The sequence below is a fragment of the Novosphingobium capsulatum NBRC 12533 genome (genome assembly GCF_001598375.1).
GTDB lineage: Bacteria > Pseudomonadota > Alphaproteobacteria > Sphingomonadales > Sphingomonadaceae > Novosphingobium > Novosphingobium capsulatum.
Window position 1 is genome coordinate 46,112 of sequence record NZ_BCYV01000004.1, and the last position, 13,830, is coordinate 59,941.

The window sequence follows — 13,830 nt, forward strand, 5'->3', positions numbered from 1 at the left end:
AGGGCCTGTCCAAGAGCCCAAGCTTGCGTCGATTGGGAGGCGGCGCGGTTTTGCGCTGGACCACTGCCCCGGCAGCGCGGCATAGGCAGCGCAATCATGGTAAAGCCTTCGCCCGAATTGATACCGCAGCGCCTGGTGATCGCCGCGCTGTTCGTGGTGCCGCTGCTGGTGCTGGCGGTATGGGCGCGGGTCATGCTGGGCATTGGCGCGGGCGGCGCCTGGCGCGATCCCGCCTATGTCGTGCATGTGGCGCTGCCCGATGGCACGCGGCCGATCGATCTGCCGCCGGTATTGGGCCCGGCCGATGCCAGCCGCCCGCTGGTGGTGATCGACGCTGGCCATGGCGGCCATGATCCGGGCGCGAGCGGCGAGGGCACCTTGCGCGAGAAGCAGTTGACCCTGGCCCTGGCGCTGGCGCTGCGTGATGCGCTGCTCGCCCAGGGCCATGTTCGCGTGGCGCTGACGCGCAGCGACGATCGCTTTCTTGCGCTCGAAGAGCGGTCGGGAATTGCCCAGCGCCTGCACGCCGACCTGTTCCTGTCGATCCACGCCGATTCCGCGCCGAGTGCCGATGCCGGCGGCGCCACCGTCTACACCCTGTCGGATCGCGGGTCTGACGCGGTGGCCGATGCCCTGGCGCGGCGGGAAAACAGTGCCGACATGGTAAACGGCGTCGCGCTGCAGGGGCGTTCCAGTGCGGTCAATTCCATCCTGGTAGACCTGTCGCGGCGTGAGATGCGCACGCGCTCCATCCATCTGGCCGATCTGATCCTGCGTGAAGGGCAGGGGGCGATCCGGTTTCATGTCGACCCCCGGCGCGAGGCGGCGTTCGTGGTGCTCAAGTCGCTCGATCTGCCCTCTGCGCTGATGGAAGCCGGCTATATCAGCAACCACGCCGATGCTGCCGCGATGACCGACAAGGCCTGGCGCGATCGCTTTGCCAAGGCCGTGGCCGGCGCCATCGCGATCTTTCTGGCGGAACAGGAAAGCCGGCCGCTGGGGGCGTAGCGCGGAAACGCCAGGGCGCATTTGCGCGATAGGCACTGGTGCGCCGTCAAAGCCCCGTGCTAGAGCGCGGCCACGATGGCCGACGACCTGCCCCCGATCATTGCGCGCGGCGATGCGCCCGAACCTGACCGTGAACCCGAGGGGGAGCCTGATGGCCGCCGCTTCCGCATTCGGCGGGGCGGAAGCTTGGCCAGCCGCATCAAGGGCCTGTGGCAGCGCTCCAAGTGGCTGCGGCGCGCGGGCTGGCTGGTTCTGGTCCTGCTGATCCTGCGCGGTCTGCTGTGGGTGACGGTGGAGCGCACGCTGCCCTCGGCCGACACGCTGCTGACCTATCAGCCGCCCTTGCCGACGATGGTGCGCGGCGCCGATGGGCAGATCGTGTCGAGCTATGCCCGCGAGCGGCGGGTGCAACTGCGCTTCGTCGATTTTCCGCCGCAGCTGATCAACGCGTTCCTGTCGGCCGAAGACAAGTCTTTCTGGAGCCACGGTGGTGTCGACCTGACGGGCTTGGCTGGTGCCGTCGTGGACTACGCTACCAAGCTGGGAACGGGCGCCCGGGCGCGTGGTGGGTCCACCATTACCCAGCAGGTGGCCAAGAACATCCTGATCGGCAACGAATATTCGGTAACGCGCAAGCTCAAGGAAATGCTCCTGGCGCGGCGCATCGAAAGCGTGTTGACCAAGCAGCAGATCCTGGAGCTTTATCTCAACGAAATCCCGCTGGGCCGCCAAAGCTTTGGCGTGCAGGCGGCAGCGCGCGCCTATTTCGACAAGGACGTAGGCGACCTGCAACTGCACGAAGCCGCGTTCCTGGCGATTCTGCCCAAGGCACCGGAAACCTACAGCCGCGCCAAATTTGCCGAAAAGGCCATTGCCCGCCGCAATTGGGTGCTGGACCAGATGGAGAAGAACGGCTGGGCCAGCGCCGCCGATGTGGCGCAGGCCAAGGCACAGCCGCTGGGCTTGGTCCCGCGCCGGACCGAAAACTACACCGCTGACGCCGGCTATTTCCTCGAGGAAGTGCGCCGCCAGTTGATCGACCAGTTTGGCGAGCAGGCCAAGGACGGGCCCAACAGCGTCTATGCCGGCGGCCTGTGGGTGCGTACCTCGCTCGACCAGCAGTTGCAGACTGCGGCGCAGGATTCGCTGCGCGCCGGGCTGCTGCGCTATTCCGCCGGGCGGGCGTGGCACGGGCCGATCGCGCATATCGACATGGACGACAGCGACTCCGGGAGCTGGCAGACGCAGCTGATCAACAGCAACCTGTCGATCCGCTATCTCGACTGGCGCGTCGCGGTGCTGATCTCGCGGCGCGGATCGAGCGGGCAGGTGGGCTTTGCCGATGGGCAGACCGGCACGCTCTATGGCGTGCCCGATGCGATGAAGGCGGGTGACGTGATCACCGTGGCCCCGGCCGGCAACGGCACTTGGGGCCTGCGCGTGGTGCCCGAGGTTTCGGGCGGCATGGTGGTGGAAGACCCGCAGAGCAGCCGCATCCTCGCCATGCAGGGCGGGTTCGACGCGCGCCTCGGTTCGTTCAACCGCGCCACCCAGGCGCAGCGCCAGCCTGGCTCGACGATCAAGCCGTTCGTCTATGCCACGGCGCTCGACAACGGCATGACGCCGGCCTCGATGGTCGTCGATGGCACGTTCTGCGTCTATCAGGGGGCGGCACTGGGCCAGAAGTGCTTCCGCAACTTCGGCAACGAAGGCGGATCGGGCAGCCACACCATGCGCTGGGGTCTTGAGCAGTCGCGCAACCTGATGACCGTGCGCGTGGCCAACGACATCGGCATGGACAAGGTGGTGCGCACGATCAAGAACGTCGGCATCGGCGATTACCAGCCCTATCTGTCGATGGCGCTGGGTGCGGGCGACACCACGGTGACACGCATGGTCAATGCCTATGCCGCGCTGGCCAATCACGGGCGCCAGCGCGACGCAACGCTGATCGACTATGTCCAGGATCGCAACGGCAAGGTGATCTGGCGCGCCGACAACCGCGCCTGCACCGGCTGCAACATGCCGCGCTGGGACGGCACGGCGATGCCGCGCCTGCGCCCGGCGGGCAAGCAGGTGCTTGATCCGCGCACGGCCTACCAGGTGGTGCACATGCTGGAAGGCGTGGTGGTGCGCGGCACGGCCGAAACGCTGCACGATCTGGGCCTGCCGCTGTTCGGCAAGACCGGCACGACCAGCGGACCCACCAACGTGTGGTTCGTGGGCGGATCGCCCGACATCATCGCGGGCGTCTACATGGGCTATGACCAGCCGCGCAGCCTGGGCGGCTATGCCCAGGGCGGGCGAATCGCCGCGCCGATCTTCAAGCAGTTCGTGCTGGCCACGCGCCCGCGCTGGGCCGACATTCCGTTTACCGCGCCGGCCGGGGTTTCCATGGTCAAGATCGATCGCGTTTCGGGCAAGCGCGTGTTCGGCGGCACGCCGCAGGACAATGACCGCAAGGCCTCGATCATCTGGGAAGCATTCAAGCCCGATACCGAGCCACGGCGCACCGTGCAGCCTTCGGAGATCACCGCCAAGGAAGCCGTGCTCGATGCGCTGCGCAAGGCGCGTTCGGCGCGCGGCGCCAAGGCCGCGCCGGCTGCGCGGCCGGCCGGCAGCAACTTTGTGGAGGACCAAGGGGGCATCTATTGAGGGGGGCGGCGCTGTGCTAAGCCTTCCGGCCATGAACACGCGCTCCCCCCTTGCCGCGTTGGCGGCCTTCGCTCTTTCCCTCACTCCCATGGCCGCCGCGCACGCCGCGCTGCCGCAGGGCGCCCGCGCGCCCGATTTCTCGGCGCAGGGTGCGCTGGGCGGCAAGCCGTTCAGCTTCAACCTGAAGAAGGCGCTCAAGCGCGGGCCGGTGGTGCTCTATTTCTATCCCAAGGCCTTTACCCAGGGCTGCACGATGGAAGCCCACGCCTTTGCCGATGCCACGGCCGATTTCGCCCGCGCCGGTGCCACCGTGATCGGGATGTCGAACGATGACATCGCCACGCTGACCCGCTTTTCGACCGAGGAATGCCGCGACAAGTTTGCCGTTGCCGCCGCCAGCCCGGCCGTGGTCAGGGCCTATGACGTCGATTTGCAGCAGGGTGGCAAGTCCACCGGGCTGACCACGCGCACCAGCTATGTCATTGCGCCCGATGGCCGGATCACGCTGGTTCATTCCGACATGGACTATCGCGACCATGTCAGGCTGACGCTGGCCGCCGTGCAGGCGATGCACCGCCGCCACGGCTGATCGCATTTGCGCGTGGGCCCCGTCGGCAAAACACCCGAAGCAATCGGGCGTTTCCCGGCGGGGCCCCAAGCGCACACCTTTACAAACGAGCCGGCTTCGCTAAGCGGCCAGTTCGTTTGTATGGAGTAAGACCGTCATGCGTGCCGAAGGGCAGGCTCATATCGACCGCATCGAGGCCGCACTCGCATTGGTGCGCAAGTTCCTCGACTGGGACCGCGCGGTGCGCCGGCTCGACGAACTCAACGCCCGTGTCGAGGATCCCAAGCTGTGGGATGATCCGAAGAAGGCCGAAGCCGTGATGCGCGAGCGTCGCCGGCTCGATGCCTCGATCGGCACCGTCAACCAGATCGGCCAGGAAATGGCCGATGCCATCGAGTTCGTCGAACTTGGTGAAGTGGAAGGCGATGACGAGACGATCGCCGAAGGCCTCGCCACATTGGCCGCGCTGGCCAACCGCGCCGATGCCGACAAGGTCCAGGCGCTGCTGGCTGGGGAAGCCGATGCCAACAACGCCTATCTTGAAGTGCACGCCGGTGCCGGCGGCACGGAAAGCCAGGATTGGGCGGAAATGCTCCAGCGCATGTACACGCGCTGGGCCGAACGCCACGGCTATAAGGTGGACCTGGTGGATTACCACGCTGGGGAAGCGGCCGGGATCAAGAGCGCCACGCTGCTGATCAAGGGCGAGAACGCCTATGGCTATGCCAAGACTGAAAGCGGCGTGCATCGTCTGGTGCGCATCAGCCCCTATGACAGCTCGGCACGGCGCCACACCTCGTTCAGCTCGGTCTGGGTCTATCCCGAGATCGACGACAACATCGAGGTGGAAATCAACCCGGCTGACCTCAAGATCGACACCTACCGCGCCTCGGGCGCGGGCGGGCAGCACGTCAACACGACGGACTCGGCGGTGCGTATCACCCACGTACCCACCGGGATCATCGTGGCGAGCCAGAACGACCGCAGCCAGCACAAGAACCGCGCCACCGCGATGAACATGCTGAAAGCGCGCATCTATGAGGCCGAACTGGCCAAGCGCGAAGCGGCTGCATCGGGCGAATATGCCGCCAAGACCGAGATCGGCTGGGGTCACCAGATCCGCTCCTACGTGTTGCAGCCCTATCAGCAGGTCAAGGATCTGCGCACCGGTGTGGTCAGTACGAATCCCACCGACGTGCTCGACGGTGCGCTTGATCCGTTCATGGCTGCGGCGCTGTCGCAGCGCGTGACTGGTGAAAAGGTTGCGGTGGACGACGACGATTGATCGTTTCTGCCGGTTTGGAGAGGATTTTTGCCCTTTTGACGCGGCATTTCGCCGCGTCAAAAGGGCAAAAGCACGAGACCGGACTTTCGCTGGACGGCGTTTCGCCGTAAAACAGCCTATTCGGGTTTTTCATGTCCGGTCAGGCGCGCCGCGCACGGACGATCGCAAGGGATCGATCGGCCGTGCTGCGCTACAAGCCGGAAAACGCCACGCGCACGGGCGCGTCGAAGGAATGATATGTCTGCGTTCAAGGGGTTGAAGCCTATCCTCTATGGCGGCCGCGAAGTTTGGCCACTGGTGGAAGGCGGCAAGGGGGTTGCTGCCACCAATCACATGAGTTCCGGCGCCTGGGCCGCGGCGGGGGGAATCGGCACGGTCAGCGCGGTCAATGCCGACAGCTATGATGCCGAAGGCAAGATCATTCCGCAGGTCTACAACGCCCTCACGCGCAAGGAACGGCACGAAGAACTGATCCGCTATGCCATTGATGGCGCGGTAGAGCAGGTGCGCCGCGCCTATGACATCGCCAGCGGCAAGGGCGCGATCAACATCAACGTGCTGTGGGAAATGGGCGGCGCGCAGCAGGTGCTCGAAGGCGTGCTGGAGCGCACCCGCGGCCTGGTTTCCGGCGTGACCTGCGGGGCGGGCATGCCCTACAAGCTGTCGGAAATCGCCGCGCGCTTCAACGTCAGCTATCTGCCGATCGTGTCTTCGGGCCGCGCGTTCCGCGCCCTGTGGAAGCGCGCCTATCACAAGGTGGCGCACCTGATGGCGGCGGTGGTCTATGAAGACCCGTGGCTGGCCGGTGGGCACAATGGCCTGTCGAACGCGGAAAACCCGCGCCAGCCCGAAGATCCCTATCCCCGCGTCAAGGCGCTGCGCGACACGATGCGCGCCGAGGGCGTGAGCGATGACGTGCCGATCGTGATGGCCGGCGGCGTGTGGTTCCTGCGCGAATGGAACAACTGGATCGACAACCCGGAATTGGGCGCGATCGCCTTCCAGTTCGGCACGCGCCCGCTGCTGACCGAAGAAAGCCCGATCCCCCAAGCGTGGAAGGACCATCTGCGCACGTTGGAGCCGGGCGACGTGCTGCTGCACAAGTTTTCGCCCACCGGTTTCTATTCCTCGGCGGTGCGCAATCCGTTCCTGCGTTCGCTGGAAGCGCGTTCCGAACGCCAGGTGCCCTATTCCAAGGTGGCTGCGGGCGAGCACACGGTGCAACTCGACGTGGGCGTCAAGGGCAAGAACTTCTGGGTGGCGCCGGCCGACCTGGCGCGTGCCCGCGAATGGTTCGGCGCCGGTTTCACCACCGCGCTGCGCACGCCCGATGACACGGTCATCTTCGTCAACCCCGAGGAACGCGACGAAATCCGCAAGGACCAGGCCGATTGCATGGGCTGCCTGTCGCACTGCGGGTTCTCGTCGTGGAAGGACCACGACGATTACACCACCGGGCGCCTCGCTGATCCGCGCAGCTTCTGCATCCAGAAGACGCTGCAGGACATCGCCCACGGTGGCGATATCGACCAGAACCTGATGTTTGCCGGCCATGCTGCCTATCGCTTCAAGCAGGACCCGTTCTATTCCAACAACTTCACCCCCACGGTGAAGCAGCTGGTGGATCGCATCCTGACCGGCGACTGATCGCCATCAGGCCAAGCCATTACGAAAAAGCCCGGGATCACCCCGGGCTTTTTTATTTTGAGGGCAATGGCTTGCGCGTGGTTGTTCAGTCCTGCTGCAACATGGCCTCGCCATGGCAGGTCGCGTCCAGGCCGGCCATTTCCTCGTCCCGCGTCACGCGCATGGGCAGGGCCATCGACACCATCAGCGCGGCAATCGCGGTGGCGATCGCGCTCCACGCAGCGACGGCCACCACGCCCACGGCCTGGCCCACCACCTGGTGCGCCAGGGTCATGCCCGGGCCGTAGCCGGTGCCGCCGAGCGCGGGGTGGAGAACCAGCGCGGTGAGCATCGTGCCGGCAATGCCGGTCATGCCCTGGCCGGCAAAGACACCCAGCGAATCGTCGATCTGGAGATGGCCCTGAACCAGGCGCGCGGTGCCCTTGGCGACGAGTGTCGCGACAAGGCCCAGCACCACGGCCATGCCGGGGCTGGTATAGGCCGCGACCGGGGCGATCAGGGCCAGGCCAGCCAGCGCGCCGCGTGCCAGCCCGGTGGGGCCGGGACGTGCGCCGCCGAGGCGATCGAGCAGCAGCCAGGCCAGCGCAGCCGTCGCGATGGCCACGTGGGTGTTGATAAGCGCCATGGCGGCATCATCACCCGCGGCCAGCGCGCTGCCTCCGGCCAGCGCCAGGCTGCCCAGCCAGACCATCGCGCCGCCCACCAGGGTCAGCAACGGAAAGCCACCGCTGCGCGCAGCAGCCTGGGCAAAGCGTTCACGCCGGCCCATCAGCAGCGCCACGACCAGCGCCGAGACTCCGGCGCTGGTGTGAATGACCAGTCCTCCGGCATAGTCCACCGTGCCAAGCCGCGTGGCGAGCCAGCCGCCGCCCCAGATCCAGTGCGCGATCGGCGCATAGACCATCAGGCTCCACAGTGCGCAAAAGCCCAGCACCCAGCCAAAGCGGGCGCGATCCACCCAGGCTCCGATCATCAGCGCGGGGGCGGCGAGGGCAAAGACCATCTCGAACAGGGCATAGGCGCTTTCGGGCACCAGGGTATCGGCGCGCACGTTGCCCAGATCGATCAGCATCCAGGCACTGCCGCTGCCGAGCCAGCCATTGCTGACCGTGCCGAACGCGAGGGTATAACCCACCACGATCCACAGCAGGGAAACCAGCGCGGTGACCGCCACGGTCTGCGTCATGACCGAGAGCATACTCTGCGTCCGCACGCGCCCGGCATAAAACAGGCCGATGCCCGGCAGCACCAGCAGCAGCCCGAGCAGCGTGGCGGCGAGAAGCCATGCGGTATCGCCGCTATCGGCGGGGTCGAGCCCGGCATCCTGGGCATGGGCAAGGGTTGGAACCAGCAGCAGGGCCAGCGCGGCCAGGGCGCGGGCCCCGTGATGTCGCAACGAATCGTTCATGGCGCGGCACCTTAGGCCCAAGTCTTTGACAAATCCGAAATGGTTAGCGGCGCGGTGACCAAGCGCCGCTAGGCCCAGCCTTCTATCACTTGATCGGGCGGGCGATGGCCATCGGCCCAGAAGCGGATATTGGCGATGACCTTGTCGCCCGAGGCGAGCCGCCCTTCGAACGTGGCGCTGCCCATGTGCGGCAGCAGGACCACGTTGGGCAACTGGCGCAGGCGCGGATCGACCTGGGGTTCGTGCGCGAAAACATCGAGTCCGGCGCCGCCGATCGCCCCGGCCTCGAGCGCGGCGATCAGCGCGGCTTCCTCGATCAGTTCGCCGCGCGCGGTGTTCACCACATATGCGTGCCGCTTCATCATCGCGATGCGCCGCGCATTGATCAGATGGTGGGTTTCGCTCGTGTGCGGGCAATGCAGCGACAAAATGTCGGCGGTGCGCACCAGCGTGTCGAGATCGGCCTCATAGCGCGCGCCCAGCGCTGCCTCTGCCGCCGGGGGCAGGCGGTGGCGGTTGTGATAGACGACCGCCATGCCAAAGGCGCGGGCGCGCAGGGCCACGGCCTGGCCGATTCGCCCCATGCCGATGATGCCCAGCATCTTGCCGCCCAGGCGGTGACCCAGCAGGCTGGATGGCGACCAGCCTTCCCAGGTCTGTTCGCGGATCACGCGCTCGCCATCGGCCAGCCGGCGCGGCACCGAAATGATCAGTGCCATGGTCATGTCGGCGGTATCGTCGGTGAAGACGCCGGGCGTGTTGGTGACGATGATCTTGCGCGCACGCGCGGCGGCGAGATCGATATGTTCGATGCCTGCGCCGAAATTGGCGATCAGGCCAAGGCCGGGGCCGGCCGCCGCGATCAGATCGGCATCGATCGCATCGGTGACCGTGGGCACCAGGACATGCGCCTGCGCCACGGCATCGCGCAAGGCCTGTCGTGACATGGGGCGATCATCGGCATTGAGCATGACGTCGAACAATTCGGCCATGCGCCGCTGCGTTTCGGGCAACAGGCGACGGGTCACGACGACGCGGGGCTTGCCGTCGATACGGCGCGTGAGGCGCAAGTCTTGCGGGCGGGCGTGCTGGCTCATCCCCACTATGGCTATGCGCATGGGGTGGTGGTGGTCAAGCAGGACCAAGGGCGATATCCGATCGGGACCCGAATTTGTCGTGGCATTCGGGCTGGGCCAGGCGGGTGATCGCCGGCCGCAGCCATGCAGGCTGTTGCCCTTGCCGGCCAATGCTGTATCGCACCAGAGATTGCACGTCCGGGCGGGGGCGGCAGGAGAAGTCTTACCGTGATCCAGTTTCGCTTTATCATCCGTTCGGCCGCGGCGCTGGCACTGGTTGCCGGTGCGGTGGGCTTGGCCGGACGGCCGGCGCATCTGCACGCCGCCGATGATGGCAACAGCCCCTATTGGGCGTCGCTATCCAAGGACCAGACCAACATGCGCGTGGGGCCTGGGCGCGAATACCGCATCAATTGGGTCTATGTGCGCCGTGGCTTGCCGGTAAAGGTCTTGCGGGTGATGGGTGGCTGGCGCCTGATCGAAGATCCCGATGGCGCGCGCGGCTGGGTGCTGGCGCAGTTTCTCAGCCGCAATCGCGCCGCGCTGGTCAAGGGGGCGATTACGCCGATCCGCGCCAACAAGGATGGTAGCGGCCCGGTGCTGTGGCGCGCGGCGCCTGGCGTTCAGGCCGCGCTGGGCGATTGCCGTGATGGCTGGTGCCCGGTTGATGTCGGCGGGCGCCGGGGCTTTGTGGCGCAGGATGCGCTGTGGGGCGCGGGGACGCCTTGAAGGCTGCGTTTTCTTAGGTTTTCACCACCCCCCAACCCCCTCCTCTGAAGAGGAGGGGGCGGAAGATTTCATCCGCTTTTAGACCAGTTCGACGGCGAGGGCGGTGGCTTCGCCGCCACCGATGCACAGGCTGGCCACGCCCTTGGTCTTGCCGTGGCGCTTGAGCGCGGCAAGCAGGGTGGTGACGATGCGTGCGCCCGAGGCGCCGATCGGATGGCCCAGCGCGGTGGCGCCGCCATGGACGTTGACCTTGTCGTGGCTGATGCCAAGGTCATGCATCGCGAACATCGCCACGCAGGCAAAGGCTTCGTTCACTTCGAACAGTTCGACGTCGTCGACGCTCCAGCCGGCCTTGTCGAGCACCTTCTTGATCGCACCGACCGGGGCGATGGTGAAGTCCTTGGGTTCCTGGGCATGGGCGGCCAGGGCCACGATGCGCGCCACGGGCTTGAGGCCCTTGGCATCGGCCACGCTCTGGCGGGTAAGTGTAAGGGCTGCCGCGCCGTCCGAGATCGACGAGGACGTGGCCGCGGTGATCGTGCCGTCCTTGGCAAAGGCGGGCTTGAGCGAGGGAATCTTGTCGGGGCGGGCCTTGCTCGGGGCCTCGTCGGTATCGACCGTCACTTCGCCAGCGCGGGTCTTGACCGTGACGGGGGCGATTTCCTCGACAAAGGCGCCATCGGCGATCGCGGCCTTGGCGCGGCGCAGCGATTCGATGGTGTATTCGTCCTGGTTTTCGCGGGTCAGGCCATAGTCGTTGGCAGTATCCTGGGCGAAGGTGCCCATGGCGCGGCCGGCTTCATAGGCGTCTTCCAGGCCATCGAGGAACATGTGGTCATAGGCCGTATCATGGCCGATGCGCGCGCCCGACCGGTGCTTCTTGAGCAGGTAGGGGGCGTTGGTCATCGATTCCATGCCGCCGGCAATGGCGAGGTCGATGCTGCCGGCGGCCAGGGCCTCGGCGGCCATGATCACCGTCTGCATGCCAGAGCCGCAGACCTTGTTGACCGTGGTGGCCTGGGCCGACTTGGGCAGGCCGGCCTTGATCGCGGCCTGGCGGGCGGGTGCCTGGCCCAGGCCGGCGGGCAGCACGCAGCCCATGTAGACCCGCTCCACGTCGGCGCCGTCCACGCCGGCGCGCGCGACGGCGGCCTTGACCGCGGTGGCGCCGAGATCGGTTGCGGCAACGTCTGCCAGTGCACCCTGCATGGCGCCCATCGGCGTGCGCGCATAGCTGAGGATGACGATCGGATCGGCGGCGGAGAACTGGGCCATGGTAACAGGTCCTTCCTGTGCTAAACTGCCGCCCCGGCTGCGGGCGGGTGGCAGCGTCTTGTCGTTGCCAGCGCCGATGTAGAGACCGGGCGTGGCGATTGCAATTGAAGGCGGCCCTGCATTGCCGTTTCATGACGCATTGCAGCAATTCGGCAGACACCCTGGGGTGGGGCTCGTGCGGCCGGGCATGGGGCGGGTGGGGGACGTAACGTGGGGTTTTCGGCGCAGATGCCGATGTTTACGGTCGTGTTGGGCATGCCGGCCTGGCTCTTGGTGACAATCGGCGCCATTTTGGGGGCAATCATCGGATCATTCCTGGGCACCGTGGCGGTGCGCCTGCCGGCCGGGCGCGGCATCATCCGCGCGCCTTCGGCCTGCGATAGCTGCCGCCAGCGCCTGCGCCCGTGGCACCTGGTGCCGATCGTTTCATGGCTGGCCCTGCGCGGGCGCTGTCAATCCTGCGCTGCGCCGATCGGGCGGGGGCAACTGGCGGCAGAGGTGCTGGGCGCCGCGATCGGCGCATTGGCATGGTGGGCACCGATTGGCCTCGCCTTGCCGGCCATGGTGCTGGGCTGGCAACTCCTGCTGCTGGGGCTGCTCGATGCGCGCTGCCTGTGGTTGCCGTGGCGCCTCAACGCTGCGCTGGCGTTGAGCGGATTGGCGGTAGCCGTGGCGGACAACTGTTTGCCATTTGCCCTCGCTGGGGGCGGCCTGGCCTATGGCCTCTTGGCGCTGGTTGCGTGGGGCTATCGCCGGGCGCGCGGGCGCGAAGGGCTGGGCGGAGGTGATCCGCTGCTGCTCGGCGCGATCGGGTTATGGGTGGGGCCGGTGGGCGCGGTGCATGTCCTGCTTGGCGCGGCGCTGCTCGGCCTGGCCGTGGCGGGCCTGATGGCCTGGCGAGGAGGCCGCATCGATGCAGCCACCAGATTGCCGCTCGGTACGTTCCTGGCCGCCGCGGCCTGGCCTGTTTTCGTGCTCGACCTGAGGTGAGGGTGCGCGGGGCGCCTTGTGCAGCATGCAATCGTGTGCGCAATTCCTGCAACTGACATCTCGCGATGCGGCAAGAGGTGGCTGGTTTGCCGCGCTTTTGGGCAAAATCCGGGGGTTTGTACCTCGGTATTGTCACGATCTTGCCCAAATGGGTGGGGTCAACCCCCTTTATTGCGCTGCACCCCACTTGCGCATGGGCCAAGGCAGGACTAGTGCCCCGTGCCAAGTGCATTCCATCGCGAGTCAGCCCCTTGGTCGACCTCATCCAATATCTGCCGATCCTGATTTTCCTCGGGATCGCGCTCGCGCTTTCCACGGCCTTCGTGTTTTTGCCGATGGGGGCAGCCCGTCTGACGGGCACCCACAATCCCACGGCAGACAAGCTGGCCGAATATGAGTGCGGGTTCCCCGCCTTTGAAGACCCGCGCAGCCAGTTCGACGTGCGGTTCTACCTCGTGGCGATCCTGTTCATTATCTTCGACCTGGAAGCAGCGTTCCTGTTTCCCTGGGCGGTGAGCCTCAAGCAGACCGGTTGGGCCGGCTGGGCGACCATGATGGTCTTCCTGGCTGAGCTGGTGCTGGGCTTCATCTATGCCTGGAAGAAGGGCGCACTGGATTGGGAATGAACGACATGGCTACTATCCCCGCTGTCTCGCCCGTCGCTGGCTCGCCGATCGTCGCGCCCGACCAGGCCTTTTTCGAAAGCATCAACGCCGAGGTTTCGGACAAGGGCTTTCTCGTCACCTCGACCGAGGAACTGTTCCAGTGGGCGCGCACCGGCTCGCTCTGGTGGATGACCTTTGGCCTGGCATGCTGCGCCGTGGAAATGATCCACGTCAACATGCCGCGCTATGACATGGAGCGCTTCGGCGTTGCTCCGCGCGCCTCGCCGCGCCAGTCCGACGTGATGATCGTGGCCGGCACGCTGTGCAACAAGATGGCCCCGGCGCTGCGCAAGGTCTACGACCAGATGTCGGACCCCAAGTACGTCATCTCGATGGGTTCGTGCGCCAATGGTGGTGGCTATTACCACTACAGCTATTCGGTGGTGCGCGGCTGTGACCGCATCGTGCCGGTGGATATCTATGTGCCGGGTTGCCCGCCGACTGCCGAGGCGCTGCTCTATGGCGTGATGCAGTTGCAGCGGAAGATCCGCCGCATCGGCACGCTTGAGCGTTGAGAGGGTAGG

Annotated in this window: 12 protein-coding genes; 9 read left to right on the forward strand and 3 right to left on the reverse strand. The window is 66.3% G+C overall.

The window, feature by feature from the left end; all coding sequences use genetic code 11:
• Positions 1-96 precede the first annotated feature (96 nt).
• The 5 genes from SCA01S_RS01205 (at position 97) to SCA01S_RS01225 (ending at position 7,163) form a co-directional block, all read left to right on the forward strand.
• Positions 97-1,008 (forward strand): N-acetylmuramoyl-L-alanine amidase family protein, encoded by a 912-nt coding sequence (locus SCA01S_RS01205; RefSeq protein WP_062782095.1) that lies wholly within the window; start codon positions 97-99, stop codon positions 1,006-1,008.
• Between the two features lie 75 nt (positions 1,009-1,083).
• Positions 1,084-3,663 carry a penicillin-binding protein 1A gene (locus tag SCA01S_RS01210; protein ID WP_084390713.1) on the forward strand — a complete coding sequence of 860 codons (2,580 nt, stop codon included), beginning with the start codon at positions 1,084-1,086 and terminating at the stop codon, positions 3,661-3,663.
• A 31-nt stretch (positions 3,664-3,694) separates the two neighbouring features.
• Positions 3,695-4,252: a peroxiredoxin gene (locus SCA01S_RS01215; RefSeq protein WP_022676314.1), complete on the forward strand. Its 558-nt coding sequence runs from the start codon at positions 3,695-3,697 to the stop codon at positions 4,250-4,252.
• Between the two features lie 136 nt (positions 4,253-4,388).
• Positions 4,389-5,516, forward strand: a complete 1,128-nt coding sequence (prfB, locus tag SCA01S_RS01220) for a peptide chain release factor 2 (protein ID WP_062782098.1) — start codon at positions 4,389-4,391, stop codon at positions 5,514-5,516.
• Between the two features lie 237 nt (positions 5,517-5,753).
• Positions 5,754-7,163, forward strand: a complete 1,410-nt coding sequence (locus SCA01S_RS01225) for an NAD(P)H-dependent flavin oxidoreductase (protein ID WP_062782101.1) — start codon at positions 5,754-5,756, stop codon at positions 7,161-7,163.
• 85 nt (positions 7,164-7,248) lie between these two features.
• Here SCA01S_RS01225 and SCA01S_RS01230 read toward each other — a convergent pair whose 3' ends face one another.
• Together SCA01S_RS01230 and SCA01S_RS01235 are read right to left on the reverse strand one after the other, a co-directional pair.
• Entirely contained in the window at positions 7,249-8,571 is a 1,323-nt protein-coding gene (locus SCA01S_RS01230) for an ammonium transporter (RefSeq protein ID WP_062782104.1), read from the reverse strand.
• Between the two features lie 68 nt (positions 8,572-8,639).
• The gene (locus SCA01S_RS01235; RefSeq protein ID WP_062782107.1) at positions 8,640-9,668 is read right to left on the reverse strand and encodes a 2-hydroxyacid dehydrogenase; all 1,029 of its coding nucleotides are present in this window, start codon (positions 9,666-9,668) and stop codon (positions 8,640-8,642) included.
• 207 nt (positions 9,669-9,875) lie between these two features.
• Here SCA01S_RS01235 and SCA01S_RS01240 point away from each other — a divergent pair, with 207 nt between their 5' ends.
• The gene (locus SCA01S_RS01240; protein WP_022676307.1) at positions 9,876-10,376 is read left to right on the forward strand and encodes an SH3 domain-containing protein; all 501 of its coding nucleotides are present in this window, start codon (positions 9,876-9,878) and stop codon (positions 10,374-10,376) included.
• A 78-nt stretch (positions 10,377-10,454) separates the two neighbouring features.
• Here the strand turns inward: SCA01S_RS01240 and SCA01S_RS01245 are convergent, their stop codons facing one another.
• Positions 10,455-11,651 (reverse strand): thiolase family protein, encoded by a 1,197-nt coding sequence (locus tag SCA01S_RS01245; RefSeq protein WP_062782110.1) that lies wholly within the window; start codon positions 11,649-11,651, stop codon positions 10,455-10,457.
• Between the two features lie 228 nt (positions 11,652-11,879).
• Here SCA01S_RS01245 and SCA01S_RS01250 point away from each other — a divergent pair, with 228 nt between their 5' ends.
• From SCA01S_RS01250 to SCA01S_RS01260, 3 genes are all read left to right on the forward strand, one after another.
• Positions 11,880-12,641: a prepilin peptidase gene (locus SCA01S_RS01250; RefSeq protein WP_245652406.1), complete on the forward strand. Its 762-nt coding sequence runs from the start codon at positions 11,880-11,882 to the stop codon at positions 12,639-12,641.
• Positions 12,642-12,892: 251 nt separating this feature from the next.
• Positions 12,893-13,267, forward strand: a complete 375-nt coding sequence (gene ndhC / locus SCA01S_RS01255; protein WP_022676304.1) for an NADH-quinone oxidoreductase subunit A — start codon at positions 12,893-12,895, stop codon at positions 13,265-13,267.
• Positions 13,264-13,821: a NuoB/complex I 20 kDa subunit family protein gene (locus SCA01S_RS01260; protein ID WP_157088825.1), complete on the forward strand. Its 558-nt coding sequence runs from the start codon at positions 13,264-13,266 to the stop codon at positions 13,819-13,821. The genes ndhC and SCA01S_RS01260 overlap by 4 nt, the downstream gene beginning before the upstream one ends.
• Positions 13,822-13,830 lie beyond the last annotated feature (9 nt).